Below are 25513 nucleotides of genomic sequence, written 5' to 3' on the forward strand. Positions count from 1 at the left end.
TTGGTCGGGTAGCGCCGGCTTGCTTGACCGCGTAATCGACGCTCGGATTTAGGGTGTTCGGTTGCTGGGCCGTTCCCGGAACATGAGCGACGGCCTTGCGGCTGTCTCTGAGGCTCCAAGGAGTCTTCAAGCTCAAGAGAGTCTTGAAGCTCAAGGTGCCTGCAACTGCTCAAAGAACAGCGGCGGCGGGATTGCGCCCACCGCCAATTGCCGCCCTTATAGAGAGGGTCTTTAGCACCGTCAACGCTTTCGGAGCTGGAAATCCGGCCTTTGGCGGCCTGGACGGGCACCGTAACGCCCTGAAGAGGTTGAATTTCTGCCGTCGCCCGGCTATTGGCTGGCAACGTTCCAAGAGGTCGTCCGATCAGACGACCATCGCAGGTGAAGCATGATCCGCGGCTTTTTCCGACTGATTGGGCTGTTGCTGCTCGCCGGCGGGTTCATCTTCATGGTCTATGACGGCGCCCGCTGGGTGGCCGATCAGAACCTCAAATTCACCCGGTTCGGCCAGTTCTGGAACGACATCAATCAGGCCAGCCAGTCGGCCTTCCGCACCTGGGTCGAGGCCAAGGCGCCCTGGCTCTGGACCTCGGTGATCCGCCTGGTGCTGGAGCAGCCGGTCTTCGCCGTCCTCGGCATTCTCGGCATCCTCCTGATGATCCTGTTCCGCCCGCGCAAGCCCTTGATCGGCTATTCCCGGGATTGATCTTCAATTCCCGCCGCGACTGAGCCTGGAGCTGCGGCCGCGCAACACGGCTGGGGGCACCGGCATGTCCTGCCCGATCGGGGTTGGTGTGAGCGTTAGTTGTACGTCGCGGAAGCCTGCTCCGGGCTCGCTGCACCTCCCCCGCTTGCGGGGGAGGTCGCATTGCATCGTGAGATGCAATGCGGGAGAGGGCTCTGTCCTCTTGGGGAGTCTCTGCGTGGAGACACCCTCTCCCCAGCCCTCTCCCGCAAGCAAGCGGGAGAGGGAGCGCACCGTCTGAGTAGCAGGCATAGTCGCCTCACCCCCACTCAACGCTTTATTAACCATAACCGGTGCATCACTGGAGCTGTCTCGTTTCGAGGGATGGGTCCGGTGCCGGTTGCACGCGCGTTTCGATGGTCAATCTTGGCAGCGTCCTTGGCAGCGTCCGCCGCGCTCGCCCTGGGTGGCTGCATGCAGACCGCGAGCCCGGTCGCGATGGTGCAGCCCCGTCCCGACCTCGATGCGATGGCCTATGGGCAGCCCTATAGCGCGCCGCAGCCGGTTGTCGTCGCCGACGGCGGCGGCGCCATCGGCGCCCTGCGCAACTCCTTTGCCTCCTCGCCCGCACCGATGCCGGTCGGCTACGCCGCGCCGATGGCGGCGCCGATGCGCAATGGCGCCTCCTACCATCTCGACGCCGGTGACAAGCTTCGCGTGGTGGTCTACGGCCAGGAAGGTCTCACCAACAGCTACGCCATCGACGCCGGCGGCTCCATCACCATGCCGCTGATCGGTGCAGTGCCGGCGCGCGGCCGCACCACGGCGGGCCTTGCCGGTGAGATCGCCGCACGTCTGCGCAATGGCTACATCCGCGAGCCGTCGGTGGCGGTCGAGATCGAAACCTATCGCCCGTTCTTCATCCTCGGCGAGGTCCTCGCGCCCGGCCAATATCCTTACGTGCCGAACATGACGGTCGAGAGCGCGGTCGCCATCGCCGGCGGCTTCTCGCCGCGCGCCAAGCGCGACATGGTCACCGTCACCCACACCGAGAACGGCGGCGCTATGCGCGCCGTGGTGCCGCTCGGCACGCCGCTGGCACCGGGCGACACCGTGTTCGTCGGCGAGCGCTGGTTCTAGCTCCCGTCATTCCGGGGCGATGCGTCAGCATCGAACTCTGGTGCGCAATTGCGCACCTGAGAATCTCGAGATTCCGGGTTCGCGACTTCGTCGCGCCCGGGAATGCGCCTGCGGCGTCACTTCAAATGCTTCGCGAAGAACGCCATGCTGCGCGGCCAGGCGATGTCGGCGCTGGTCTTGTCGTAGCTGGCGCGCTCGTCGCAATGGAAGCCGTGCTGGGCGCCCGGATAGATGAAGACCTCGACATCCGGCCGCTTCGACTTGATGGTCTCGACGTCGGTCAGCGGGATGCCGGCATCCTTCTCGCCGAAATGCAGCTGCGTCGGCACCTTCGGCGTCTCGTCGGCAAAGCGCACCACCGCGCCGCCGTAATAGCCGACCGCAGCCTTCAGCCCCGACAGCCGCGTCGCCGCGACGAAGGCGATGCTGCCGCCTAAGCAAAAGCCGATGATGCCCACGGGCCCGACGCTCTTCACCGCGTCGATCGCCGCCTGAGTGTCGCGCAGCATCGCGGCCCAGTCCGGATTTGCCACGAACTTGCGCGCCTCCGCGATCTCATCGGGCGAATAGCCCGACTGGAAGTTCGGCGAGGTCCGGTCGAAGATCGACGGCGCGATCGCGACATAGCCTTCCTTGGCCAGACGATCGCAGACCGAGCGGATGTGGTGATTGACCCCAAAAATCTCCTGGATCACCACCACCGCGCCCTTCGGCGTGCCCGAGGGATCAGCGCGATAAGCGCCGAGCTGGAAATTGTCGGAGGCCGTCAGCTTGATGTCCTGTCCCACGCGGGTCGTCCTTCTTGGCTGTTACGAACTCAATCTCTCTCCTCATCCTGAGGAGCGCGCCCTTCGCGCGCATCTCGAAGGATGCAAGGCCGAGATACGAGAGCCGGGCCATTCATCCTTCGAGACGCTTGCTGCGCACGCTCCTCAGGATGAGGGCAGCACCTACTCCCACATCCAGTTCTCGCCGTAATCCTCCTTCCATCCTGCCAGCCGTCCGTGGCGGAATTGCAGGAACAGGCGGTGACGGTGGGGGATCAGGCCGCTGCCGCCGATGTTGCGCAAAGCGAGATAGATTTCGTTGCCCGGACGTCCGCGTACATATTGCAGCGGCTGGCCGAGGGCGCGCGCGGTTTCTTCGGCATCCATGCCGAAGGCGAGCGGCGTGTTGTTCGACAAGGTCGCGACGAAGGGCTGGCGCGGCGGCATGGCGCCGAACGGCTCGGCCTGCGCCGATATCGACAGCAACATCGTGCCCGCAGCCAGCATCATGAGCTTCATCGCCTACGTCCTTGCTTGATCGGCCTATGCCGGCAAGTTCTTCAGGAAAGGCGCGACCGCGTCAACAAAAGCCTGGGGTTGATCGATATTGACGGCGTGTCCGGCCGCGGGGATCACGACCTTTTGTGCGCCGGGGATCTTGGCCGCCATGTAGTCGGACGCCGCGAGGAACGGCGTGTCGTCGGCGCCGACCACGATCAGCGATGGCGCCTTGATGTCGGGCAGCAGCTCCATCACGCGCGCATCGCGCTGGGTCAGCATGCCGCGCGCGGCAAGCGCCAGCCCCTGGCGTTACGATGGCTCGCGGTGGCGCGCTCGCGCGTCGCTGATTTCAGCATGTCGAGGCCTTCGCGGTCGAGCCTGTCGGCGGTGGCAAGCGCCCGCGCGTTCCAGGTCTCGCGCGCATCGTCCTTCCTAAAGCCCGGTCCGGTGTCGATGATCAACAGCGCGCGGGCTCGCTCCGGGTGCGTGCGATAGAACGCGAGCGACATGTAGCCGCCGAGTGAGAGACCGCCGATGATCGCGCGCTTCGCGCCGGCGTAGGGCGAGCGCGATTGCCGAATGAGATGATCCGCCGGAGGTCAACCTCCGGCGGATTTGTTTTGGGAGCTCCACACTCTCGCTGTCATGCCCCGGCTTGGCCGGGGCATCCAGTACGCCGCGGCTGCTCGGTTCCAGCCGTGCCGTCTCGGGGTACTGGATCGCCCGGTCAAGCCGGGCGATGACAGCCGGGGGAGGGGAAGACGGAAGCGTCAGAAAAATCCCCATTGTTATCAATGTCATGTCTACTGTGCATGGGGTTGTTTTTCGCCCTTTGATGGGGGAGCCATCGCCACCAGGGAATTCCCTAAAATTGCTTCCAATTCCGCAAAGTTCCATTGAGCACGCCTCTTAAGGCCCGGGGAACCTGATCCGGCTTAGGCTGACGCCAAATCCAGTCCCGTGCTTTGGGGAAGTCATGAACGCCTCAGCCAAACCCGCCGCCAAACGTCGGCTTCTGCTCGCCTCCGACCGGAGCGACGGGAGCACCGAGCTTGCCAGCATCCTGAAGGCGGTCGGCGAGGTCGCGACGGTGTCGACGCAGGACATCCCCGAGCAGCCCTCGCGCGATCTCTCCGGCCTCGTGGTCGACATCAACCTGCGCTCGCCCGATAGCGTGCAGCGGGTGCGCAACAAGCTGCGCGGCGATGCCTATCGTTCGATGCCGCGCCTGTTCGTGCTCGCGGACGCCCTGCACCACGGCACCATGCAGGCCTGGGCGCTAGGGGCCACCGACACCATCTCACGGCCGCTCCAGGCGGACGCCATCCTTCAGCGCATCCGCGCCGCCTTCCCGGACACGGCCGCCTATGATGCGACCGATCGCGGCAAGACGCTCAACCGCGGCGTCGAGGCGGCGCATGCGGTGCTGACCAAGATGTTCGAGAAGCTGCCGCTCGGCGTGCCCCTGACCTTCGACGACGTCATCGCGGCCGAGAGCAAGATCCTGAAGGCGATTAAGCATTCCTCGCTGCGCGAATGGCTCACCACGGTCGGCTGCCATCATGTCGGCAGCTATCGCCACTGCCTGTTCGTCACCGGCTTCGCGGTCGCCTTCGCCCAGCATCTCGGCATGCGCGAGGACGACCAGCGCCGCCTGACCCGCGCCGCGCTGCTGCACGACGTCGGCAAGGCCTTCGTTCCGGCCTGGCTGCTCGATAAGCCCGGTAAGCTCACCGACGAGGAGATGGCCGAGGTCCGCCAGCATCCGCGCCGCGGCTATGACGCGCTCGCCGCCCAAGGCGGCTTCCCGCCGGAGATGCTGGATGTCGTGCTGCATCATCATGAATTCCTCGACGGCTCCGGCTATCCGAACGGCCTGTCGTCAAACCAGATCAGCGATATCGTGCGGCTGACGACGATCGTCGACATCTACGCCGCCCTGGTGGAGAAGCGCGCCTACCGCATGCCCTTCACCCATTCCCGCGCCTTCACGATGATGGAAGGCATGGGCGGCAAGCTGGATCAGCAATTGCTGCAGGCGTTCCGCCCGGTGGCGCTGGGGTCGTTCTAGCAATCTAGCCCGTCATTCCGGGGCAACGCGTAGCATCGAACCCGGAATCTCGAGATTCTCAGGTGCGCAATTGCGCACCATAGTTCGATGCTTCGCATCGCCCCGGAATGACATTCTGTCACCCCACCATCTTCCGCAGCTCAGCCTTCGCCACCTTCTCCAGCGTCGAACGCGGCATGTCATCGACGAGCCTGATCTCGCGCGGCAGCTTGAAGTCGGCGAGGCCCTTGCGGCAGGCTGCCATCACGCGATCATGCAGGTCGGGCGCAGCACCCGCGACGCCGCTCTGCGGGATGATGAAGACGACCGGCACCTCGTCCAGCATCGGATGCTTCTTCGCCACCACCGCGGCCTCGCGCACGCCCTGAACGAGCGCGATCACCTGCTCGATCTCGGAGGCCGCGACGTTCTCGCCGCCGACCTTCAGCATATCCTTGGCGCGGTCGCCGAACTTGATGAAGCCGTTCGCAAGCCGCTCGACGCGGTCGCCGGTGAGGAAGAAGCCGTGCTCGTCAAAGCTCTCGCGCGTCGCCTTCTCGTTGTGCAGGTACTCGGCGAACAGCGACAGGCCCGGGATGCCCTTGATCGCGAGATTGCCGGTGCCGCCGACTTCCGTCGGCCGGCCGTCGTCGTCGGTGATGCGGATCTGATACTCGGGAGCAGCGCGCCCGATCGACATCGGGATGTTGGGCTGATCGACCTCGCCGACGATGCCGTGGGTGATGGTCTCGGTCATGCCCCACCAGCCGATCATCTTGACGCCGAAGGCGGCGAAGGCCGGCGGCTCGTTGATCGCAGTGCCCCACAGGCGGAATTTATGGTCCTTCGGGATCTCCTGCTCGAGCAGCGCCTTCATGCAGAACGGAATCGTCGAGGTCCAGGTCGCGCCGTGCTCGCGCGCGACACCCCAGAACCGGCTTGCGGAGAAGCGCGGCTGGATCACGCAAGTCGCCCCGACCCACAGCGTCGCTAGCATGGAATAGGCCAGCGCGTTGGTGTGGAACAACGGCAGATAGGCCTGGTGCACATCGCCGGCGTGAAGGTCCTCATGTGCGGCGTTGATCTTGGCGCCCCACAGCGCGTTGGAATGGGTCCACAGCACCGCCTTCGGCCGCGATGTCGTGCCAGACGTGTACTGCACGCTGCATGGCGCGAGCGGATCGGTCGCGCGCCTGGGACGATCGGCGCTGTCGGCGAACAGGGATTCAAAACGGTCGCCGCGCGAAACCGCCTGCGCAGGCGCTGCGCCGGCGTCATGCGAGGTCACCGCCATCCAGCGAATGTTGCGGCAGTTCTGCGCGACGATTTCCGCATAGGCCGGCTGCGTGATCGCGGCGACCGCGCCGCAATGATCGGCGAAATATTCGATCTCAGCCGGCGCCGAGCGCGTGTTGGTGGTGACTGCGACGGCTCCCAGCTCGACACAGGCAAACCAGGCCAACATCGCCTCGATGCAATTGTCCAGGTGAATGAGCACATATTCGCCGGGCTTCACGCCGCGCTTGGCGAGCCCGGCCGCCAGCGCGCCGACACGCTCGTTAAACTCGCCGTAGCTCCAGCGCCGCGCCGGCGCGTCGAACGGCGCCCAGATCAGGAACGGATGATCACGCCGGACCTCGGCGCACATCCGCAAGAGCCAGGGCACGTCAAGCCCGTCGAACGGGCCCACGATTCCGGTGCCGGTTTGTTGAAGTGGCATGTGTCCTCCCGTGCAGCCTGCATCTTGCTGGCGGCCGCTTTTCGATTATTGCGTCTTCCTGCCACCGGATGGCGCGGGAAGCAATTCGGAGAGGACGTCTGCTCTCTCCTTCGTCATTGCGAGGAGCCCTTGCGACGAAGCAATCCAGACTGCCGCCGCGGAGGCAGTCTGGATTGCTTCGCTTCGCTCGCAATGACGGTGTCTGGGGCGAGCGGCGAGCCCCTCGTGGCCTCAATCCTCGTACGACGAAATCTCGATCAGGCTGCCGTCCGGATCCCGGCAATAGACCGAGCGCAGCGTGCCGCGGGCGCCTTGCCGCGGGCCCGGGCCTTCCTCGATCGCGACGCCATGCGCCCGCAAATGCGCCACCACCTCGTCCGGCGTGGCGGAGGTGAGAAAGCACAGGTCTTCGCCGCCCGCCGTAGGATGGTCCGCGGTGAACCACTCCACCTTGTCAGCATCGCGTTGCCTGACGTTGATCCTCTGGTTACCGAATTCAAGGAAAGTCCGCGGCGCTTTGCCGCCGCCCGGATCGAACAGCTTGACTTCCATGCCGAGAATTTTGCCGTACCACGCGGCGGACGCCGCGACGTCGCTGACATTGATCACGAGATGATCCAGGGCATGAACCTTGACCGGCATGTCTCATCCTTTCGTCGTGATGCGCCCCGCGCACTTTCCGCCTGCGGCAAGCTTTGTTACAACCGCGCCGCCGCGACTTTCAAGCTATCCGACTTTGAAGAACAACACTGGGAGAACCCTTGAGATGATCACTCGACGTACCGCGCTGGGCCTGCTCGCCGCCAGTCCGCTGGCAGCCACCCCGCTGTCGAAGGCCCTTGCCGCCGATTATCCGGCCCGTCCGGTGAAATGGGTGGTCGGCTATCCGCCGGGCGGAGCCACCGACATCCTGGCGCGGCTGATCGGCCAGCGGCTCTCGGAAAAGCTCGGCCAGCAATTCGTGATCGAGAACAAGCCGGGCGCCGGGAACAATATCGCGACCGAATCGGTCATCAATGCCGAGCCCGACGGCTACACGCTGCAGCTGGTCAATCCGGCCAACTACATCAACGCCTCGCTCTACGCCAATCTGAAGTTCAACTTCGTGCGCGACATGGCGCCGGTCGCTTCCTTCCAGCGCGTGCCGAACGTGATGACCGTCAACAAGGACGTGCCGGCCAAGAACGTCGCCGAGTTCATCGAATATGTGAAGGCCAATCCCGGCAAGGTGAACATGGCCTCGTCCGGCAACGGCACCTCGGTGCATCTGTCCGGCGAGATGTTCATGGCCATGACCGGCTGCAAGATGCAGCACGTGCCCTATCGCGGCGCTGCGCCCGCGATCACCGACATGCTCGGCGGCCAGGTGCAGGTGATCTTCGACAACATGCCCTCGATCATCCAGCACATCCGCTCCGGCTCGCTGCGCGCGATCGGCGTCACCACGACGGAGCGCTCGCCGCAATTGCCGGACGTGCAGGCGATCGCCGAGACCGTCAAGGGCTATGAGGCGAGCGCGCTGTTCGGCATGGGTGCGCCGAAGAACACGCCCAAGGAGATCATCGCCAAGCTCAACAGCGAGATCAACACGCTGATGAAGGAGCCCGACATGACCAAGCGCCTGGTCGAGCTTGGCGGCGAGCCTCGCGTGCAGACGCCCGAGGCGTTCGGCGAGGAGATCAAGGCCGAGACCGAGAAGTGGAAGAAGGTCGTCGAGTTCGCTGGCCTGAAGGTCGAGTAGCGATCTTGTGATGACTGGAAAGGGAGCCCTGCCGTTCGGCAGGGCTTTTTTCTTGGGTGCGTTGTTTCGTTGATCTGGAATAAAACGCCGCGGCGAGACCAGATGATGGATGGCGCGTATCTCGCGCCGCGAGCAAAGGAGTTGGGATCATGCGCAAGACGCAATTGGCACTGCTGACGCTGTGCGCGACGGTCCTTGCAGGCTTCGTCACCATCACGCCGGCGGCGGCGCGCGATTATCCCTGGTGCGCGCAGGGCGGCGAGTACGACTATCCCGGCGAATGCGCCTACAGCACCTATGAGCAATGCCAGGCCAGCGTGTCCGGGCGGCTGCTGTATTGCGATCGCAATCCTCGCTTCGCCTATGGCCAGCAACAAATCCGGCAGCCGCACCGGCGCGCGCGGCCTGTCGCGCCCTACTGATCGCAACCTGATCACGCAGTCGTGCGAACCCGCGTCCGCGGGTTCCGGCTTGACGCTGTCCCGCTTGCTTCTATACTAAACCACATGGTTAAGTATAAGGACGAGGCACTGGACCGGACCTTTGCGGCGCTCTCCGACCCGACGCGGCGTGCATTGCTGGCCCGCCTCGGCGAGCAGGACGGCCTGTCGGTGAGCGAGCTGGCCGCGCCGTTTCCGGTCTCGCTTCCGGCGATCATGAAGCATCTCGACGTGCTCACGGATGCCGGCCTGATCGTGCGGGAGAAGACCGGGCGCACGGTGGCCTGCAGGCTTACTGCACGGCCGATGGAGCAGGCGATGGACTGGCTCAATCGCTATGCGCAGTTCTGGTCCCACAATCTCGATCGCCTCACCGCCTTCGTGGAGCAAGAGACATGGCCAACGCAGCCGCCAACGCCGCCGAACGCCCAGCAGAGCGTCCAAGCCTCACGCTCACGCGCCGGCTCCGCGCGCCGCCCGAAAGGGTCTACGCCGCCTGGACGCAAGCCGCGCAACTAGTGCAGTGGTTCGGGCCGCCGAGCATGAAGCCGGCGACGCTTCAAGCCGAGCTCGACGTTCGCGTCGGCGGCAGCTTTCGCATCAGCTTCACCCGCGACGATGGCGAATATTTCGAGGCTGGCGGCCTTTATCGCGAGGTGGTGCCGAACGAGCTTCTCGTCTTCACCTGGGCCTGGCACTCGACGCCGGAACGTGAATCGCTGGTGACGATCTCGCTGAAGCCGGACGGTGCCGGCAGCTTGATGATCTTCCATCACGCCCAGTTCTTCGACGAGGCCGCACGCGACAACCACCAGCGCGGCTGGAGCTCGTTCCTCGACAAGCTCGATGCCTTCGTCGCTTGAGTTCCAAAGGAGAATGTCATGCAGCAACATCAGATCATTTCGCGCGAGCAATGGATTGCGGCGCGCAAGGCCCTTCTGGCCCATGAGAAGGAGTTGACGCAGGCCCGCGAACGGGTTGCCGAGGAGCGCCGCCAGCTCCCCTGGGTGAAGGTCGACAAGACCTACGTCTTCACCGGGTCGAACGGCAAGGTCACGCTTGCCGACCTGTTCAAGGGTCGCCCGCAGCTCGTCGTCCAGCACGTGATGTTCGCGCCCGATTGGGACGCGGCCTGCAAGAGCTGCTCGTTCTGGGCCGACGGATTCGAGCGCATGGTGCCGCATCTGGCCGCGCGCGACACGTCCATGGTCGCGGTCTCGCTGGCGTCAAGCGCAAAGCTTGAGGCGTTCAAGAAGCGGATGGGCTGGACCTTCGACTGGGTCTCCTCGGGCGACAACGATTTCAACCGCGATTACGGCGTGACGTTCTCGCGGGAAGAGATCGAGACCGGAAAGCCGATGTACAATTTCGGCACCACGCCAATCTACGGCCCCGAGCTGCCCGGCATCAGCGTGTTCTACCGCAACGAGGCCGGCGAGATCTTCCACACCTATTCCTGCTTCGCCCGCGGCCTCGACATGATGAACGCCGCCTATCAATATCTCGATCTCACCCCGCTCGGTCGTCACGAGGAAGGCCTGCCCTATCCGATGGACTGGGTCCGCCTGCGCGACCAGTACGAGCCGCAGCCGGCGAAGGCGGCGTGCTGTCACGGGTGAGGGGAGCGGGCACGCCGGCTCCCCATCAAAGGTGTCATCGCCCGGCTGGACCGGGCGATCCAGTACGCCGAGACGGCAGTGCTTGAACCGATAAGCCGCGGCGTACTGGATTCCCCGCCTTCGCGGGGAATGACAGCGGAGAGTGAAGCGCAGCTCAAACTACCGCTTCGTGTCCGCCTGCTCCGTCGCATTGCACGAGATCAGCATCGTATAGGGCCGGGCGTTGGCCGCGATGTCGGTGGTCTTGAGCTCGCTTTTCGGTTCGGCCGTCTGATAGGACACCACGGAATTGTCGAGGAAGTCGCGCAGCACGCCGGTCTTGATGGCGAAGTTGATGTTCTCGGGAATGTTGCCTGTCGCCACGGCGATGCGCAATGCCGGGATCTTGCTTGTGACCACGCCCACGACCTGACCTGTGCTATCGAACAGTGGCCCGCCGCTATTGCCGGGCTGCACGGGTGCGCTGATCTGCAGGAAACGTGAGTCGTTACGCATGCCGCTGAGCGAGCTCACGATGCCGGTCGTCACGGTAAAGTCCGAGGTCAGGATGCCGTGATAGGGAAAGCCGATCGCGACCACGGAATCGCCGGAGCGGATCGAGCGGTCGCGGATCCGGGCAAAGTCCTTGAATGTCGTCGTCGATGGTGCCTGCAACAGGGCGAGATCGTTGTTGGCATCGCTCGACACGACGCGCAGCGCCATTGCGGCCTCGCCGGTGAGGTTGCCCTTGATGTCGCCAGCGCAGCCGTCGATCACGTGGTGGTTGGTGACGATGTGTCCGCTCGTGCTCACCACGAAGCCGGTACCGCTCTTGGCTCTGGCGGGTTTGCCGCCGGCCGCCGGTGCCGCCTGCTTGTCCGGCGTGGCCTGCGGCTTGGCGGTCATCTTGGTGAAATCGCCGACCTTGTCCAGCCCGTCGGCCTTGACGCGGGTCACACAATTGCTGACGGCTGCAAGCAGAGGGGCAGTCGATGTCAGGCTGAATTGGAAAGGCGTGCCTCTCGCCACTGCCACCATCAGGCTCGCCTTCTGGAAAGCACGAGCGACGTTCGTAGGCAGAACTGCCGAGACCATGACCTCGGAAAAGGCAGTCGCAAAGAGCCTCACCTCGGCCTGACCGTCGAAGGTCACGTCGATCGTCAGGTTCTCGCCCTTCTTGAACCGAAACGCTGGATTGGCAAAACCGAGCAGCCAGGCGTTGTTCGAATCCTGGCCGACAAGCAAAGTCATGCCGTTGGCGTAAGGCGTGCTTGCAGCGCAGTGAGAGAACGCGCCGGTCGAGTCATTGGTGAAAGCGCCACCGTTCCAGTTGCCGACGTGGATGGTGCCGAAAGGCCCCGCAGCATGAACGAGCCCGGCGAGCATCATCTGCAAAACAAACGCAACGACAAACGACCTCAGCCACATACCAGCCCCCGGGAGCGCTTTTGGATCCATCTTATCCGTGAGGGGCGGTGACGTGCAACCGTCAGTTGTCGGTTCGAGCTGCCGCAACATTCGGGCTTGCATTTACTTTGCGCTGCCATATACTTTGCAATACAAAGTAACGGGCCTGCAGTCCCGGAATGCCCGGGTGGAACGAGGTTTTGGCGTTGCCGATGCGCGATCTCGACAAGGCGCTGGCCGACATCGTGGCGATCCGCAGCCAGATCGCGGCAGGCACCGCCTTCCGCGGCTACGGCCCGGCGACCATGGCGGCGACCGGCGCGGTCGCGCTCATCACCGCGGTTCTGCAATTCTGGCTGCTGGGTGATCCCACCGGCGAGCCGCTCGGCTTCTTCATCGGCTGGTTCATTGCCGCCGCCCTCTCGGGGCTGATCATCGGGATCGAGATGCGCGCGCGCTCGCAACGCCATCATTCCGGTCTTGCCGATGCCATGATCCATCAAGCGGTCGAGCAGTTTCTGCCCGCCGGCGTTGCCGGTGTGCTGCTCGCGGTGGTGATGTGGAAGTTCGCGAGCGAGACGCTGTGGCTGCTGCCGGGGCTGTGGCAGATCCTGGTGTCGCTCGGCATCTTCGCCTCGGTCCGCTCGCTGCCGCGCACCGTCGCGCTGGCCGGCGCCTGGTACTTCGTGTCCGGCTTCGCGGTCGTGGTCCTCGCGAGCCGAACCCACACGCTGTCGCCATGGACCATGGGGGTCCCCTTCGTGATCGGGCAATCGGTGATGGCAGCCATTCTGCATTTCGCGTCCGGAGAGAACGATGTCGAAGACTGAGAGCGCGCCCTTCTCTTATGAGGGACTCGACCGCGTGATCCACGAGAAGGCGAGGCTCGGGCTTCTGACCTCGCTGACGGCGCATCCCAAGGGGCTGGCATTCGGCGATCTCAAGCAGCTCTGCGGCCTCACCGACGGCAATCTCAGCCGGCACCTTGCCGTGCTCCAGGAAGCCGGCCTCGTCGAGGTGACCAAGGGCTACGAGGGTAACCGCCCGCACACCACCTGCCGCTTGACCAAGGCCGGCCGCCGCCGTTTCCTCGACTATCTCGCCGTGCTCGAGCGGCTGGTGCGCGACGCAGCGAAAGCCGCCGGCCGCGAGGCGCCGCCGCTCGGCCGCCTCGGTATCGCCTCGACCTGATCCTCCCATTTTTGACCGGAGACTTTGCAATGCAAAGTGAAATCACGTCCCGCAACGAGAAGCTTCATGTCGGCATCATCATGGACGGCAACGGCAGATGGGCGACACGGCGCGGCCTGTCGCGCGTGCGCGGCCACGAGGCCGGCGTCGAGATCATTCGCCGTATCGTCGAGGCCGCGCCCAAGCAGGGCATCGGCACGCTGACGCTTTACGCCTTCTCAACCGACAATTGGCGGCGGCCGAGGGCCGAGGTCGCCGCACTGATGACCTTGTTGCGCTTCTATCTCACGAGCGAGGTGCAGAGCCTGGTCAGGAACGGTGTGCGCCTCTCCGTCATCGGCCGCCGCGATCGCCTGCCCGAAGGCATCGCCACCGCGATCTCGCGCGCCGAAGGGGCCACCGCCGATGGCAGCGCGCTGCATCTGCGCATCGCCGTCGATTATTCCGCGCGCGACGCTATCCTCAATGCTGCGGCGAAGGCGGCCGCGCTGACCAGCCTCACCCGCGAAGCCTTCTCGCAGCTCGTCACCGGCGAGGCTGGCCTCCGCGACGTCGATCTCATCATTCGCACGTCCGGTGAGAAGCGGCTGTCGGACTTCCTGCTCTGGGAGGGCGCCTATGCCGAGCTGCACTTTACGGAGCGGATGTGGCCCGAATTCGATGCGAGCGATCTTGCCGAGGCGCTGGCTGCCTTCCACGGCCGCGAACGACGTTTCGGCGGCCTTCAGGCGATCATGCCCGAGGAGGTGCCGTCACTCTCCCGTGTGTGATCTCGCGACAGCCGCGGCCGCGTTGATTTGCCGCCTGGCACGGATCATGCTCTAGTCTCCTGCGATGGGTGTCCGCAGCGATGGGAGCATTCTGCGATGCGCGCGGTCCTGGACTATTGCACCGGCGGAACCGAGCGGCAGCTTGCCGCCGGCACGACCCTCGTCACCGAGGGTGGCACCACCGGCCATCTCTACGTGCTGATGCAAGGCAAGCTCGAGGTGCTCAAGGGCGATATGGTGGTCGCCACCGTCTCCGAGCCCGGCGCAGTGCTGGGTGAAATGTCCGTGCTGCTGGGCCAGCCGCACACCGCAACCGTGCGGGCCTGCTCCGACGCGGTTGTCTACGAATTCGAGGACGCGGCCTCGTTCCTCGAGAAGGAGCCGGGCGTGGCCTTGCTGATTGCAAAAATGCTGGCGCAGCGGCTCAATGTCGCCAACACTTACCTCGCCGATCTCAAACGGCAATATGCCGGCCACGGCACGCATCTGGCCATGGTCGGCGAGGTGCTCCAGAGCATGATCAACCTGCCGCCGCTTGAGGTCTCGCCAGGCTCGGATCGGCGATCCGATCCAAGAATGTGAGCCAGTCGGGCGCCGCCTCGATGGCAGCGGCGGGGCGCTTCAGCGGTGCATTGAGGTCGATCCACTGGGCCTCGCTGGCCGCAAGCCAGAACGCCTTGCCCGCGTCGAGGTCGAGCACGATGTAGGTCGGGGGACGGCCGGGTTGCAGGCCGGTGTTGAAGACCCAGGTCTGGCCCAGCCGATCGAACCACGATCCATTGGTGATGAAGGGCGATTGATGCACATGGCCCGAGATCACCATCGACGGCTGGTACTGCGTGATCCACTGCACCAGCTCGACGTCGCCGAAGAAACGCTTGCCGCCCCAGCTCGTCGGTGAATCTGCCGGCGGTGCGTGATGGGCCCAGATCCAGCGCTGCGGCCTGCTGGCCGCGGCATCGCGCAACTGGTCGACGAGGCGTTGCTTGACCAGCGGGCCGTCCCACCACGGGCACACCGTGAACATTGTATCGCCGATGCTAAGGCTGTCGCCGTCGCAGACAATGCCGAGCTCGCGCACCTCCGAGATCCAGCGCGAAATCTTCTCGCCCTGCGCATTGCGCTCGTCGAGGTCGTGATTGCCGGAGCAGAGGATCACGCGGGTCTGCGCGGCCAGCAGCGCGAGGTACTTCTTCACCACCACGATCTGGGCGCGAAAATCCACCATCGAGCCGATGTCGAGCGCATCGCCGGCGAAGATCACGAGGTCGAATTGCGGCGCCGCGCTGACCAGCCAGTCGAGCTGAGGCAGCGAGTAGTGCAGGTCGGCCACGACCAGGCAGCGCATTGGAGAACCGTCCGCGAGAGATCGACAATGTCTGGGAATTCCAGGCGTCATGAAGCAAGAAGCGGACCAGCATGGTCGTTCTTTCGCGTCATCATCGCAGGGCTGGACCGGTTCATTGAATTCTGATGTCGTGGCGCACCCTCAATGCGGATGTCAGTATGACCCCGTTCAAGACCATTCGTGCCCGCGCCGAGAAGCGCAAGGGCGGGCCTAAGGCGCTGGAAAAATTGATGCCGGCCAAGCCGGACCTCACGCGGCTGGCCAGGCTCAGCGACGACCGTATTCTCGCCGAAATGACCAAACGGGTGTTCTGCGCCGGCTTTGCCTGGAGCGTGATCGATTCGAAATGGGACGGCTTTGAAGACGCCTTCCTGCATTTCCAGCCCGCCAAGCTCATCTTCCAGCCCGAAGATTATTGGGAGGGCCTGCTGCGCGACGCGCGCATCGTGCGCAACGGCGCCAAGATCATGTCGGTGCGGGACAACGCCGCCTTCGTGCAGGAGATCGCGAAGGAGCACGGCGGCTTCGGCAAGTTTCTGGCGAAATGGCCGTCGTCCGATGAGATCGGCCTGCTCGATCTCCTCGCCAAGCGCGGCAGCCGGTTAGGGGGCAACACCGGCCAGATGCTGCTGCGCTTCGTCGGCTGGGACGGTTTCGTGACGTCCAAGGACGTGGTGACTTGCCTGCGCGGTGCCGGTCTCGACATCGCCGAAGAGGTCAAGTCGAAGGGCGATCTCGCCAAGGTGCAGGCGCAGTTCAACGCCTGGGCCGAGGAAACCGGCCTGCCCTATACCTATCTGTCGCGCATCTGTGCGCTCTCGGTCGGCGAGAACGGCGAATAGCGCGAGAGCGCGGCCCACCGCCAGATCGTGTGCATCCTGTGGCGATCTTGTGCCGCGAGCGCGGCGGACGGCGCGCGCGATCACGAAATACATTTTTGCAGGAACATTTGTCCGCAGCGCCTGTTCGGGACATTGAGCCAGGCGGACAAGGGCGCAGGGAACGCATGCTCCCGCCTGGGTCAAGGAAACCGGATACAGAAACGGAGCAGCTCATGAAGCTCACATCTGAACAGGTGAAGCAGACCGTCAACCAGCTCGGCGCTCAGGTGCTGCCCGACGAACATCCCGCGATGCCGCAGCTCAACAGCATGTTCGGCGAGCACACCTTCTTCGTCGACGAGATGGGCCTGAAGGTCCTCGAGCCCACGGGATCGCTTGGTACCGACCGCCAGAGCGGCGAAGTCGTCAGTCTCGCCGATTGGGGCGATTCCGACCTGACGCGCCTGATGGCGCATGAGCCCGAACCCACCGGCGTGATCGTGGTGTTCGAGCATATGAAGCATTGAGCGGCCCCCGAGCGGGACGTCTTGAGACACGTGCGTCACGGTCGGCGAAGTGCGGATCGCTCCCGTGACGCACAGCGTTACCATGCCTGGTCGCTTCGTTGTCTTCCAACGAGCTTCGTGCCGGTCGTGCTATCCGCCACGGATGCGTGCGTAGCGCCACATTTCTCCGCGACAGGCCGGAAACAGCGCGACGATCGTGAGCGAGGCCGCATATGAAAGGCAGAAGCAGGCTGCCAAATCGGGGATACCTCCGATCGAACGCGCGAGCAGCCAGCGATGCAGCAGATGCACCGTCACGACGGAAGCGAAGGCTCCGGCGAGATGAGGCCCGACCACTTTCATGAGGTCGCGATGACGTACCGGGCCGCGTCGCCCAATCAGCCACCACAGGATGGGCGTGCGCACGCACTCGCTGATCGAATATGCGCTGGCGACGCCGACTGGTCCGAACGGCAGCCCGCATATGAAGGCGAGAATCGATGTTGAAACATTGAACAGGCCCCAGCGCATGTATTCCTTGGTACGGCCCTGGCTGAGGAAGAGCCAGTTGGCGGGGCTGTTGCTGGTCTGCAGCAGACCAGCGATGCTGAGGGCGACGAAGATCGGCGCAGCCTCGCTCCATTGGCCGCCGAGCAGAGTTTCGACAAGCGTGTCGGCGGACGCGATCATGAAGGCGACGCCCGGCAACACGAGAAGGAGCGCCGGCAGCACCGCGCGACGGAACGAATCCCGATAGCGCTCCGGCTCCTTCAGCAGGCCCGACAGCGTCGGCAGCATGATTCGCACCATCGGATTGCTGACTTGCTGAAGCGGAAACAGCAGCAGCCGGTAGGCGCGGTTATACGCGCCAAGCGAGGCAGCCCCCCAGACCTTGCCGATCAGCACCCCGTCGGTGTTGCGGGATAGGAATTCGGCAAGGTTGTAGCCGGTCACGCCGAGCCCGAAGCTCAGCATGTCGCGTGCAGCCCTGATCGAGCCGGGCCTCGACGGCAGCCATCCCGAACTCAGCCACGCGCCGCCCGCGAGCACCAGACCTGATGTCAGGCTGCCGGCGAGGATGGCCCAATAGCTATGATAGACGTACGCGACCATGGCCGAGGTCAGTAACCCAGTCAGCGCGGCCGCGGATTCCAGGCCCGCCAGCGTCCAGAATCTCATCTGGCGCGTCAGCAACGACAGATGCTGAACGTCGGCGCCGCTGAGCAACAACGTGACGCTCATACCGGATGTCAGTGGGGCGAGATTCGGCACGCTGTAGAACCTGGCGACAAGTGGTGACAGCGCCACCTGGGTGACCGCCAGCAGCGCGCCGACCGAGAGGTTCACCCAGAACAACGCACTCAGTTCGTTGTGCGTCAACTCGTCCTTCTGCACGGTCGCGTGTCCAAGACCGAGATCCTGGAATAGCACCGCGAAGGCGAGCACCGGCGAAGCCATCGCATAAGTACCAAAGTCGACTGGCGTCAGCAGCCGTGAGAGCAGGATCACAGATCCGGTCTGTGTCGCAACACGCACGACCTGAGTGACGATCGCAGCGAGCGCACCTTTCCGTACGTTCCGGGACTGTTCGTCCTCGGACAAGCGCATGTTGAATTGAGTCACGATCAGCTCCTCGAGCGGCGAACAACGAAACTTCAGGCGCGGTTCGAAAGCGAGACGGTGAATCAAACGACACTTTATTTTTTCGATTTCATGCGATGCGCGCTTGATTCATGTGCGATCAACCGGACGCCCTCATGCGCGGATCACCGCGCGAGAGGGACATCGAGGCTATCGCGCGTGAGCAGCGTCGCGAAACGCCGACGACTATCCGTCAGTACGTGTCAATTGAATGGCGCGACCAAATTGCGTTCGCAAAAAAACTTTGCGTCGATCGCGCTCGAACGAACAGCAATGGAATGCATCTTGCTCAAAGCAGTGCGTCGAAATTGAAAAGAGGCTGGTCTGTCAGCTTCACGTCAGACAGTGCCTCGAAGATCGACACAGAGCCGCTCGCAATAGTGTCAAACTTCATGACTTCGCGGTTCTCTTGCAACGTGTTCTTCAACGGGAATCTCGATGGCGATTTGAGTTCCCGGACCCGCCTTGCTCTCGAGTCGCAAGCGCCCGTTGAGCGATGAGGCAACCAAGTTGAACGCGATGTGGAGCCCCAGCCCGGCGTTGCCACGCTCCCGACTGGTCGTCACGAACGGATCGAAGATGTGAGCCTGCAATGGCCCGGGGATTCCGACGCCTTCATCGGCGCAGACCAGGCGGACCGATTTCGGGTCCGGTTGGCTCACCGTGATGACAAACCGGCCGCCTCTCTTATTAGGATACGCATGCGCTGCAGTGTTGAGGGCGAGATTGCTGATCACCTGAGCAAGCGCTCCGGGGTAGCTGTTGAGCTCGATTCCCGCCGGGCAGTGGACCTCGACCGTCAGGGCATGATGCGCCAGCAATGGCCCGAGCTTGGACATCAACTCCGACAGCCAATCCCTGAGCTCGAAACTGCGCCGGTCCTCATCGGCTTGATGAACGGCGACCTGCCTGAAGCTGTGCACCATCTCGGATGCGCGGTGCAAATTGTCGAAGGTCAGGCTGAGCCCCTGCTTGAGCCGGTCAATGCTCTTGGTCAGATCGGAGCGCCGCACCGATGCTCCGCCCAATGCGTCAGCCATTGTTTGCAAGTCAGCCTGCATGGCCGTCGAGGTCGTCAAGGCGAGGCCGAGCGGGGTGCTGACCTCGTGAGCGACACCTGCCACCAATTGCCCGAGCGAGGCGAGCTTTTCCGCCTGCACGAGGTGCTCCTGGGTCGCGCGTAGATCGCGCAGCGATTTCTCCGAGCGTTCTTTCTCCCGCTGCAGCGCCTCGGATGTCCGGAATTGTTTTCGCGCCCGGTATTCGCGCGCAGCCACGGCGTAGAGCGATAATGCGTAGGCGTTGCCGACGAGCGAATGGTTGATGAACCTGAGACCCGTCGGCATCGTCGGCGCGAACGACTCGGCGATCAGCAGCGCCACCCACGAGAGCAGGCAGAAGATCGCCAGCGAGCCGATCCGCAACGGCAGCATGGTCGAGACGAACAGGATGATCATCATCATGCCGGGCGCGGCAAAGGTGAAGCCCGACGGCAGCACGAGATAGATGCTCGGCAGGATGCAGCCGGGGATGACGCAATAGACGAGGAAGATCGTCTCCGCCCATGGCTTCATCCAGCGACGTGACAGCAGCGCCGTCAGGGGAAGCAGGATAAACACGGCGGTGCCACCACGGATTGCGAGTGTGGTCGGCAGGACTTCGGGGTAGAGCACCCAGTCCCAGAGCGTGTAGCCGGCATAGGTGGCCGCGCCGAGCAGCATCGCGATCTGCGTCCAGCCGAGACTGCCCCGGACATATTGATCGACAAACCGGCGCTCTTCGATGCGGTCTTCGAAGCGCAGTCCGAGGCGTATCAACAAGGCAAGCATTCCAACTCAATCGCGAAAAACCGTGTCTTGCTGTCTCTACGACAGGTTTGAAGCCGCGTCGCGGATAAAAGATGCCGCGTCAGCTAAAGCGGCCTCCAACCCCGTTCAGATGCCCAACGTCAGCTGCGGCTCCGCATCGTCCCCCACCTGGAGTGACGACAGCGAGACCCCCAGCAGCCGGACGCGCTTGGGCAGCGGCATCTCGGCTTCGAGCAGGCCGCAGGCCAGCCGCTCCAGCTCGTCCCGGCCCGCAACGGCCGCTGCGATGGACCTGCTGCGTGTGATGATCTCAAAGTCGGCGAACTTGATCTTCAGCGTAACGGTGCGGCCTCGGTTGCCGGTCGCCTCGCAATGGCGCCAGACCTTGTCGACGAGAGGTTTGAGCTCGGCGACCAGCGCGTCGAATGCGTCGAGGTCGATCGAGAACGTATTCGCCGCGCCGATCGACTTGCGGATCCGGTTGGCCCGCACCGGCCGCTCGTCCACACCGCGTGATATCCAATAGTAATAGGCGCCCGACTTGCCGAACGTCGCATTCATGAACTCGAGCGTCTGGTTACGGATGTCGCGGCCGGTGAACAGGCCGAGCGCATTCATCTTCGCAGCTGTGGCCGGACCGATGCCATGGAACTTGCCGACGGGCAGCGTCTCGACGAAAGCCGGTCCCATCTCCGGCGAGATTACGAATTGACCATTGGGCTTGCGATGATCGGAAGCGAGCTTGGCCAGAAACTTGTTGTAGGAGATGCCCGCCGACGCGTTGAGGCCCGTTTCTGCCTTGATCTTCTCGCGGATCTTCAGCGCGATGTCCCGCGCCAGCGGAATGCCTTGCAGGTTCTCCGTCACGTCGAGATAGGCCTCGTCGAGTGACAGCGGCTCGATGATCGCCGTGTGCTCGGCGAAGATGTCGCGAATCTGCCTACTGATCGCCTTATAGACCTCGAACCGCGGCTTGACGAAGATCAGATCGGGGCACTGCCGCTTCGCGGTCACGGACGGCATCGCCGAGCGAACGCCGAACTTGCGGGCCTCATAGCTGGCCGCGGCGACGACACCACGTTCCGCGGAGCCTCCGACCGCGACCGGCTTGCCGCGCAGCTCCGGATTGTCGCGTTGCTCCACCGACGCATAGAAGGCATCCATGTCGATATGGATGATCTTGCGCACCGGTCGGGCTGCGTCAGGCACCGTGTCGGATTCGCTCATGGCAAGATGATACAATCGCGCAAGCAGAAGTGCGAGGTGATGGACCGGGCAGTTATCAAAAGCGCAATCTCAGGCTTGTGAGTGGCAAGCAGGGGCCCGCAATCTAATATGAGCCTACGGAGGACAGGCCATGCAATACAGCTCGGAGCTCATTCAGACGATGCGCCAGGCACTGGAGACCGTGATGGCGAGCGTGCCGGCCGATCAGCCGGTGTTCGGTCTGAAAGCGGCCGTCGCCGAATGCATCCTGAAGGCTGCCGCGCACGGCCAGACGTCATATGACGGACTGGTGGCGTCCGCCTCTGATCAGGTCCAGGCGATCATTTCGATGCTGACGTAGACGCCGGTGCGCATACGGCGGAACAACATTGCGAGGCCGCTCGATCCAATGCGACGCCAGGGCTAGGGATGTAAGTGCAGGCGCTTCACATTGGCTGCAGCGAAGCTGATGAACCTTTTGACGCGCGATGCCACGAACTTCTGGGCAGGATAGGCGAAAAAGAGCCCGGTCAGCGGCGAGCGAAGAGCTGGCAGGACGCGCACCAGCCGCAACTGGTCTGCGAAGAAGGCCGGCACAAATCCGATCCCAAGCCCCATGGCGACAAAGGTTCTGACCGTCAGCAGATCGTCGCAAGTCAGGTCGCCAGACAAATCGACGCTGACCTTCCGCGTTCCCATCAGCATGGGTAAAGGATGAGCTCCAAGGCTTGCCGAATCCAATCAGGTCGTGATGCTTTAGATCATCGATGTGAGTGGGGACGCCGCGTCGGTCGAGATAGTGCTGGCTGGCGAACAGTCCCGATGGGCCCGTTACGAAAGACCTCGTCACCAGACTTGAATCTCGTAACGGACCGACGCGGATGGCGAGATCGACGCCTTCTGCAATCATGTCGACAACCCGGTCGGTGACGATCAGTTCTATGCGCACCGTCGGGAATGCCTCGCGAAACCCGCTGATGATAGGCGGCAGCAGGCTTTGCGCGATATCGACGGCCGCCGTGAGCCGAAGCGACCCGGTCAGACCTCCAGCCTCTGCCGAAATCGCAGCTTCGGCGGCCTCGATCTCGAGAAGCCCAACGCGGCACCGTTCAAAATAGGTCTGACCCGCCGGCGTGATGCGGAGCTTGCGGGTTGTACGCCGCACGGCCGGAGCGTCATTCGCCAGGAGAGGCGCTCGTCAGTTCCGTTCCGTCGAGATGGCTTCGGCTCGGCCGCGATTGCTTGGATGAGGCGGAGCCCCTTCTTGGCCGCGGATGAACTCAAGGAGCTGGTTTGAGGCTCCGTCGCCAACTCGCTGCGCACCTGCGACGGTGAGGTGATTGACGTCCCAATAGAGCCAGAGCCCGCCCACAGCGGTCGGACACTCGGCTTCTCCGCATAAATAGTGTTCCGGATAGAGGATAAAGAGCTGGCTCGGATAGCGACTCCGGATGTCCTCGAGCATGGCATAGAACTCGCGATTGTCGCCATGCACGCGATCGAGGGGCACAGAAGGACAGGCCTTGCTTGGTGCATGCCAGAGCGGCCCCGGTGCGAAGCGGGACATCAAGCTGCGGCAGCCCGGCTCGACCCCGGGCGCGATGATCAGGATGCGCCGTCCGTTGCCGCCCAGGTCATGGATCGTGTTCTCGATGCCGGCTCGCCAGATCTGCAGCGCCGGAGCTTTGACGTCCGGCGCGAGCTCGTTATGGATCGACTCACCGTAAGTCATCCAGGATTGACTGAGCACAATCGGGCTCTGGCTCTGCCTGATCGCGGCCAGGTAGGAGTCTCGCTGGCGTTTGCAGTCCTGCGAGCCGTCGAAATCGGTCCGCACGAGGCCGACGAGCAGCGGGCAACCTTCGGCCGTATAGGCCTCTCCCCGGACAGCCGCGCGCTTTGCCACGGGGTCCAGCGCCGCGACATAATGCTCGGCAAATGAGTCGCCGAGCAGTTGCAAGCCGACGGGATCGCTCAAGGAACCGAAAGCACACTTCGATTGTGCGCTCCTGGCGCACGGCCAGAATCCGAACCGCTGCAGCTCGGCGAGCTCGCGAGCCTGTGCGCGAAGCCGCCATGGCCAACCATCCTGACGATTGGCCACAAAAGCAATGGCGGCGAGCGAGATGATCGTCGCGGCCGCAGGGCCGGCAACCCGCAGCAATGACGAGCGGCCCGCGCGATACGGCTTTTCGATCCGCTGATACATGAGCTCGGCAAGTGTCATCGCGAGGGCGACGGTGAGCACTTTCGCCACAGCCGACTTGGCGTCATCGCCCATGATGTAGCTTGCGTAGACGATCAGCGGCCAGTGCACGAGGTAGAGCGAGTAGGAGATTAGCCCAATCCTTGCAGTCAGCGGATTGGCCAGGAGAGGCGAGAGGGCGTGACGGTCGCCCGCCAAAATCACGCAGGCTGCACCCAGGCATGGGAAGAGGGCATTCGCGCCAGGGAAGGGGGTCGCACTATCGAAGCTGATGACCGCGTAACCGATCAGCGCGAGTCCGGCGGCAGCTAGCAGCGAGCGCTCCCCGGCCGAGAGGTTCAGCCTCTGCTCCGCAAAGATGACCAGCGATCCAATCGCAAATTCGAAGGCGCGGCAGGTCGGCAGGTAAAAAGCACCCGAGCTGTCGGTTGCGAGTGTCGCCTGCGCTACGCCAAACGAAAGAACTGCACTGCCAAGAATGAGCAAGGGCAGCGCGCGGCCGAGCAATCTGCGTCCTAGCAGGATGAACACGGGCCATAAGAGATAGAATTGCTCCTCGACGGCCAGCGACCAGAAATGCAGCACGGGGCTCGGGTCGGCCGAGCTCGCAAAATATGCGTGGCTGCCCCGCCAGAAATAGAAGTTCGAGACCGAGCCCAGCGTTGCCACGATGTCTTGCGTCAGGCCCTTGAAAAGCCCGGGAGAGAACCAGAGGGCGCCGATGGCCAGGGTGCCGATGATTGTGGCGATCGCTGCGGGAAAGAGGCGCCGGATGCGGCGCTCGTAAAATCGCTGGATCGAAAATTCGCCGCGGTCAGCCTCGCTGAGAATGATCCGCGAGATCAGATAGCCCGACACGACGAAGAACAGGTCGACCCCGACAAAGCCGCCGCCGAACGGCGGAACGTCCAAGTGGTAGAAGAATACGCTCAAGACGGCGACCGCCCGGAGCCCGTCAATGTCGCGTCGATGGGATAGCTTTGTGACCAAGTGCATGCTGATTCCGTTGGCGCTGGATCGTTCGACGGCAGATCCGCGCGCGCCCCGCTCGCCTTTAGCGTGCCGGGATGCGTTCCTCAACCACAGAACGGGCTGAGCTCTCCCGACGTCCGATTGCGCTCGTCCCTGGTCAGGCCATGCCCGATAAGAAGGGCAACCCATCCGACGCTGCTGCGGCGCCGGCCTTCGATCTTTCGCTACGCTTATCGGCGGAGAATACGGGAGCAGAAGCACGAAACCGCGGTGCTTGTGTTTGACGATCCGCTCCACGCGTCAAGACCGGACCCACACCCGGACGCCGACCGCTGGCACACTATCGGGCTCGTTGGGCCGGTGTTGCTGCTGGTCGTCCATACGTGGCCCGGGGGAAACCGGAGGCGAGCAGGTCGGTCGCATCATCAGTGCGCGCAAGGCCACAGCACACGAAAGGAGAGCCTATGAAGAAAGGAACTTCTAAGCGGTTGACGGCCGAGCAGCGAGCCGAACTGAAGTTGCTCGCGGCACTCCCCGATGATGCCATCGATACATCAGACGCGCCGGAGCTCGGCGACTGGTCCGGGGCCCAAGCGCGGCCTTTCTTATCGACCCGTCAAACAGCAACTAACTCTTCGACTCGATGCCGATGTCGTTGCCTGGTTCAAGAGCCACACGGCATCCAATGAGGGTTATCAGACGCGGATCAATCGAGCGCTGCGCGAATACGTGCAGGGGCAGGCAAGACGAACTCGGCGATCCAGAGCTTAGTTCGCATCGTGAAGCCGCATTCTTGCACGAACGTGTGACGATCGGCCTTGTTCGTATGGTCGACGCCGGCGAAATCGCACTGCATCGTGCAAAATCATAAAATGGCGCACCCGACACGATTCGAACGTGTGACCTTTGCCTTCGGAGGGCAACGCTCTATCCAGCTGAGCTACGGGTGCTAGTCGAGGTTCATTTAGCCGATTGGCGCGGAGCGGGCAACCGCT

At 63.6% G+C, this 25513-nt stretch carries 27 protein-coding genes, 1 tRNA gene and 2 pseudogenes; 16 read left to right on the plus strand and 14 right to left on the minus strand.

The features are described 5' to 3' along the window. The first annotated feature begins 388 nt into the window (after positions 1-388). Together YU9_RS0108485 and YU9_RS0108490 are read left to right on the plus strand one after the other, a co-directional pair. Complete coding sequence (locus YU9_RS0108485) at positions 389-706, plus strand: hypothetical protein (protein WP_027572415.1); 318 nt, start codon at positions 389-391, stop codon at positions 704-706. 372 nt (positions 707-1078) lie between these two features. Beyond that, a complete protein-coding gene (locus YU9_RS0108490) occupies positions 1079-1825 on the plus strand; it encodes a polysaccharide biosynthesis/export family protein (RefSeq protein WP_027572416.1) in 747 nt (248 codons plus the stop codon). Between the two features lie 116 nt (positions 1826-1941). Here YU9_RS0108490 and YU9_RS0108495 read toward each other — a convergent pair whose 3' ends face one another. The 3 genes and pseudogenes from YU9_RS0108495 to YU9_RS41155 all read right to left on the minus strand — a co-directional run. Next, on the minus strand, positions 1942-2613 hold the full coding sequence (locus YU9_RS0108495; RefSeq protein ID WP_027572417.1) for a dienelactone hydrolase family protein: 672 nt from the start codon (positions 2611-2613) through the stop codon (positions 1942-1944). A gap of 162 nt (positions 2614-2775) precedes the next feature. Continuing rightward, on the minus strand, positions 2776-3111 hold the full coding sequence (locus YU9_RS0108500) for a hypothetical protein (RefSeq protein ID WP_027572418.1): 336 nt from the start codon (positions 3109-3111) through the stop codon (positions 2776-2778). Between the two features lie 24 nt (positions 3112-3135). Then, positions 3136-3647: pseudogene (locus tag YU9_RS41155) on the minus strand (alpha/beta fold hydrolase); the annotation flags it as partial. A 422-nt stretch (positions 3648-4069) separates the two neighbouring features. On the opposite strand from YU9_RS41155, the gene YU9_RS0108515 reads away from it, so the two are divergent. After that, entirely contained in the window at positions 4070-5164 is a 1095-nt protein-coding gene (locus YU9_RS0108515; RefSeq protein ID WP_027572421.1) for an HD-GYP domain-containing protein, read from the plus strand. Between the two features lie 118 nt (positions 5165-5282). Here the strand turns inward: YU9_RS0108515 and YU9_RS0108520 are convergent, their stop codons facing one another. Then, entirely contained in the window at positions 5283-6863 is a 1581-nt protein-coding gene (locus YU9_RS0108520; protein WP_027572422.1) for an AMP-binding protein, read from the minus strand. A gap of 231 nt (positions 6864-7094) precedes the next feature. Further along, on the minus strand, positions 7095-7505 hold the full coding sequence (locus YU9_RS0108525; RefSeq protein ID WP_027572423.1) for a VOC family protein: 411 nt from the start codon (positions 7503-7505) through the stop codon (positions 7095-7097). A gap of 124 nt (positions 7506-7629) precedes the next feature. Here YU9_RS0108525 and YU9_RS0108530 point away from each other — a divergent pair, with 124 nt between their 5' ends. From YU9_RS0108530 to YU9_RS0108550, 5 genes are all read left to right on the plus strand, one after another. Next, positions 7630-8604 carry a tripartite tricarboxylate transporter substrate binding protein gene (locus YU9_RS0108530; protein ID WP_027572424.1) on the plus strand — a complete coding sequence of 325 codons (975 nt, stop codon included), beginning with the start codon at positions 7630-7632 and terminating at the stop codon, positions 8602-8604. Positions 8605-8753: 149 nt separating this feature from the next. Further along, complete coding sequence (locus tag YU9_RS0108535) at positions 8754-9026, plus strand: DUF3551 domain-containing protein (RefSeq protein ID WP_027572425.1); 273 nt, start codon at positions 8754-8756, stop codon at positions 9024-9026. A gap of 84 nt (positions 9027-9110) precedes the next feature. Then, positions 9111-9563 (plus strand): helix-turn-helix transcriptional regulator, encoded by a 453-nt coding sequence (locus YU9_RS0108540; protein WP_036017173.1) that lies wholly within the window; start codon positions 9111-9113, stop codon positions 9561-9563. Then, positions 9563-9907, plus strand: a complete 345-nt coding sequence (locus YU9_RS0108545; protein WP_245266328.1) for an SRPBCC domain-containing protein — start codon at positions 9563-9565, stop codon at positions 9905-9907. Before YU9_RS0108540 ends, YU9_RS0108545 begins: the two co-directional genes overlap by 1 nt. 18 nt (positions 9908-9925) lie before the next feature. Then, positions 9926-10663 (plus strand): thioredoxin family protein, encoded by a 738-nt coding sequence (locus tag YU9_RS0108550; RefSeq protein ID WP_027572428.1) that lies wholly within the window; start codon positions 9926-9928, stop codon positions 10661-10663. A 159-nt stretch (positions 10664-10822) separates the two neighbouring features. On the opposite strand, the gene YU9_RS0108555 is transcribed toward YU9_RS0108550, so the two are convergent. After that, on the minus strand, positions 10823-12070 hold the full coding sequence (locus YU9_RS0108555; RefSeq protein ID WP_027572429.1) for a serine protease: 1248 nt from the start codon (positions 12068-12070) through the stop codon (positions 10823-10825). 191 nt (positions 12071-12261) lie between these two features. On the opposite strand from YU9_RS0108555, the gene YU9_RS0108560 reads away from it, so the two are divergent. From YU9_RS0108560 to YU9_RS0108575, 4 genes are all read left to right on the plus strand, one after another. Continuing rightward, positions 12262-12879: a hypothetical protein gene (locus YU9_RS0108560; protein WP_027572430.1), complete on the plus strand. Its 618-nt coding sequence runs from the start codon at positions 12262-12264 to the stop codon at positions 12877-12879. Continuing rightward, entirely contained in the window at positions 12866-13240 is a 375-nt protein-coding gene (locus tag YU9_RS0108565) for a transcriptional regulator (protein ID WP_027572431.1), read from the plus strand. Before YU9_RS0108560 ends, YU9_RS0108565 begins: the two co-directional genes overlap by 14 nt. 29 nt (positions 13241-13269) lie before the next feature. After that, positions 13270-14010 carry a di-trans,poly-cis-decaprenylcistransferase gene (locus YU9_RS0108570; RefSeq protein WP_027572432.1) on the plus strand — a complete coding sequence of 247 codons (741 nt, stop codon included), beginning with the start codon at positions 13270-13272 and terminating at the stop codon, positions 14008-14010. Between the two features lie 96 nt (positions 14011-14106). Further along, a complete protein-coding gene (locus YU9_RS0108575) occupies positions 14107-14592 on the plus strand; it encodes a Crp/Fnr family transcriptional regulator (RefSeq protein ID WP_027572433.1) in 486 nt (161 codons plus the stop codon). Here YU9_RS0108575 and YU9_RS0108580 read toward each other — a convergent pair. After that, on the minus strand, positions 14531-15358 hold the full coding sequence (locus YU9_RS0108580; RefSeq protein WP_027572434.1) for a metallophosphoesterase: 828 nt from the start codon (positions 15356-15358) through the stop codon (positions 14531-14533). The genes YU9_RS0108575 and YU9_RS0108580 overlap by 62 nt on opposite strands. A 158-nt stretch (positions 15359-15516) precedes the next feature. On the opposite strand from YU9_RS0108580, the gene YU9_RS0108585 reads away from it, so the two are divergent. Beyond that, entirely contained in the window at positions 15517-16200 is a 684-nt protein-coding gene (locus YU9_RS0108585) for a DNA-3-methyladenine glycosylase I (protein WP_027572435.1), read from the plus strand. A gap of 212 nt (positions 16201-16412) precedes the next feature. Further along, complete coding sequence (locus YU9_RS0108590) at positions 16413-16706, plus strand: hypothetical protein (RefSeq protein ID WP_027572492.1); 294 nt, start codon at positions 16413-16415, stop codon at positions 16704-16706. A gap of 129 nt (positions 16707-16835) precedes the next feature. Here the strand turns inward: YU9_RS0108590 and YU9_RS41160 are convergent, their stop codons facing one another. The 3 genes from YU9_RS41160 to dinB all read right to left on the minus strand — a co-directional run bounded on the left by YU9_RS41160 (position 16836) and on the right by dinB (position 21361). Beyond that, on the minus strand, positions 16836-18293 hold the full coding sequence (locus tag YU9_RS41160; protein WP_051380366.1) for a lipopolysaccharide biosynthesis protein: 1458 nt from the start codon (positions 18291-18293) through the stop codon (positions 16836-16838). Positions 18294-18709: 416 nt separating this feature from the next. Continuing rightward, entirely contained in the window at positions 18710-20155 is a 1446-nt protein-coding gene (locus YU9_RS41165; protein ID WP_051380365.1) for a sensor histidine kinase, read from the minus strand. Positions 20156-20260: 105 nt separating this feature from the next. Continuing rightward, on the minus strand, positions 20261-21361 hold the full coding sequence (dinB, locus tag YU9_RS0108610) for a DNA polymerase IV (RefSeq protein ID WP_027572436.1): 1101 nt from the start codon (positions 21359-21361) through the stop codon (positions 20261-20263). A gap of 130 nt (positions 21362-21491) precedes the next feature. On the opposite strand from dinB, the gene YU9_RS0108615 reads away from it, so the two are divergent. After that, positions 21492-21701 carry a hypothetical protein gene (locus tag YU9_RS0108615; RefSeq protein WP_027572437.1) on the plus strand — a complete coding sequence of 70 codons (210 nt, stop codon included), beginning with the start codon at positions 21492-21494 and terminating at the stop codon, positions 21699-21701. A gap of 62 nt (positions 21702-21763) precedes the next feature. Here the strand turns inward: YU9_RS0108615 and YU9_RS51020 are convergent. Next, positions 21764-22505: pseudogene (locus tag YU9_RS51020) on the minus strand (substrate binding domain-containing protein). Positions 22506-22538: 33 nt separating this feature from the next. Beyond that, on the minus strand, positions 22539-24707 hold the full coding sequence (locus YU9_RS0108625; protein WP_084298929.1) for an acyltransferase family protein: 2169 nt from the start codon (positions 24705-24707) through the stop codon (positions 22539-22541). 351 nt (positions 24708-25058) lie between these two features. Here YU9_RS0108625 and YU9_RS45555 point away from each other — a divergent pair, with 351 nt between their 5' ends. Continuing rightward, positions 25059-25289, plus strand: a complete 231-nt coding sequence (locus tag YU9_RS45555; RefSeq protein ID WP_245266330.1) for a BrnA antitoxin family protein — start codon at positions 25059-25061, stop codon at positions 25287-25289. Here the strand turns inward: YU9_RS45555 and YU9_RS48915 are convergent. Together YU9_RS48915 and YU9_RS0108635 are read right to left on the minus strand one after the other, a co-directional pair. After that, positions 25225-25374: a hypothetical protein gene (locus YU9_RS48915; RefSeq protein ID WP_198028218.1), complete on the minus strand. Its 150-nt coding sequence runs from the start codon at positions 25372-25374 to the stop codon at positions 25225-25227. The two genes, YU9_RS45555 and YU9_RS48915, sit on opposite strands and share 65 nt — an antisense overlap. Positions 25375-25391: 17 nt before the next feature. Further along, positions 25392-25468: transfer RNA gene (locus YU9_RS0108635), tRNA-Arg, on the minus strand. Between the last annotated feature and the right edge of the window lie 45 nt (positions 25469-25513).

The organism is Bradyrhizobium sp. WSM1743 (assembly GCF_000473065.1).
Taxonomy (GTDB): Bacteria; Pseudomonadota; Alphaproteobacteria; order Rhizobiales; family Xanthobacteraceae; genus Bradyrhizobium.

Coding starts and splice junctions, on each gene's coding strand:
- YU9_RS0108575 (WP_027572433.1), top strand. CDS start 14,107: ATGCGCGCGGTCCTGGACTATTGCACCGGCGGAACCGAGCGGCAGCTT.
- YU9_RS0108500 (WP_027572418.1), bottom strand. CDS start 3,111: ATGAAGCTCATGATGCTGGCTGCGGGCACGATGTTGCTGTCGATATCG.
- YU9_RS0108540 (WP_036017173.1), top strand. CDS start 9,111: ATGGTTAAGTATAAGGACGAGGCACTGGACCGGACCTTTGCGGCGCTC.
- YU9_RS0108615 (WP_027572437.1), top strand. CDS start 21,492: ATGCAATACAGCTCGGAGCTCATTCAGACGATGCGCCAGGCACTGGAG.
- YU9_RS0108585 (WP_027572435.1), top strand. CDS start 15,517: ATGACCCCGTTCAAGACCATTCGTGCCCGCGCCGAGAAGCGCAAGGGC.
- YU9_RS0108525 (WP_027572423.1), bottom strand. CDS start 7,505: ATGCCGGTCAAGGTTCATGCCCTGGATCATCTCGTGATCAATGTCAGC.
- YU9_RS0108590 (WP_027572492.1), top strand. CDS start 16,413: ATGAAGCTCACATCTGAACAGGTGAAGCAGACCGTCAACCAGCTCGGC.
- YU9_RS0108535 (WP_027572425.1), top strand. CDS start 8,754: ATGCGCAAGACGCAATTGGCACTGCTGACGCTGTGCGCGACGGTCCTT.
- YU9_RS0108565 (WP_027572431.1), top strand. CDS start 12,866: ATGTCGAAGACTGAGAGCGCGCCCTTCTCTTATGAGGGACTCGACCGC.
- YU9_RS0108560 (WP_027572430.1), top strand. CDS start 12,262: ATGCGCGATCTCGACAAGGCGCTGGCCGACATCGTGGCGATCCGCAGC.
- YU9_RS0108625 (WP_084298929.1), bottom strand. CDS start 24,707: ATGGGTTGCCCTTCTTATCGGGCATGGCCTGACCAGGGACGAGCGCAA.
- YU9_RS45555 (WP_245266330.1), top strand. CDS start 25,059: ATGCCATCGATACATCAGACGCGCCGGAGCTCGGCGACTGGTCCGGGG.
- YU9_RS0108580 (WP_027572434.1), bottom strand. CDS start 15,358: ATGCGCTGCCTGGTCGTGGCCGACCTGCACTACTCGCTGCCTCAGCTC.
- YU9_RS41165 (WP_051380365.1), bottom strand. CDS start 20,155: ATGCTTGCCTTGTTGATACGCCTCGGACTGCGCTTCGAAGACCGCATC.
- dinB (WP_027572436.1), bottom strand. CDS start 21,361: ATGAGCGAATCCGACACGGTGCCTGACGCAGCCCGACCGGTGCGCAAG.
- YU9_RS0108555 (WP_027572429.1), bottom strand. CDS start 12,070: ATGTGGCTGAGGTCGTTTGTCGTTGCGTTTGTTTTGCAGATGATGCTC.
- YU9_RS48915 (WP_198028218.1), bottom strand. CDS start 25,374: ATGCAGTGCGATTTCGCCGGCGTCGACCATACGAACAAGGCCGATCGT.
- YU9_RS0108485 (WP_027572415.1), top strand. CDS start 389: ATGATCCGCGGCTTTTTCCGACTGATTGGGCTGTTGCTGCTCGCCGGC.
- YU9_RS0108515 (WP_027572421.1), top strand. CDS start 4,070: ATGAACGCCTCAGCCAAACCCGCCGCCAAACGTCGGCTTCTGCTCGCC.
- YU9_RS0108570 (WP_027572432.1), top strand. CDS start 13,270: ATGCAAAGTGAAATCACGTCCCGCAACGAGAAGCTTCATGTCGGCATC.
- YU9_RS0108520 (WP_027572422.1), bottom strand. CDS start 6,863: ATGCCACTTCAACAAACCGGCACCGGAATCGTGGGCCCGTTCGACGGG.
- YU9_RS41160 (WP_051380366.1), bottom strand. CDS start 18,293: ATGCGCTTGTCCGAGGACGAACAGTCCCGGAACGTACGGAAAGGTGCG.
- YU9_RS0108550 (WP_027572428.1), top strand. CDS start 9,926: ATGCAGCAACATCAGATCATTTCGCGCGAGCAATGGATTGCGGCGCGC.
- YU9_RS0108530 (WP_027572424.1), top strand. CDS start 7,630: ATGATCACTCGACGTACCGCGCTGGGCCTGCTCGCCGCCAGTCCGCTG.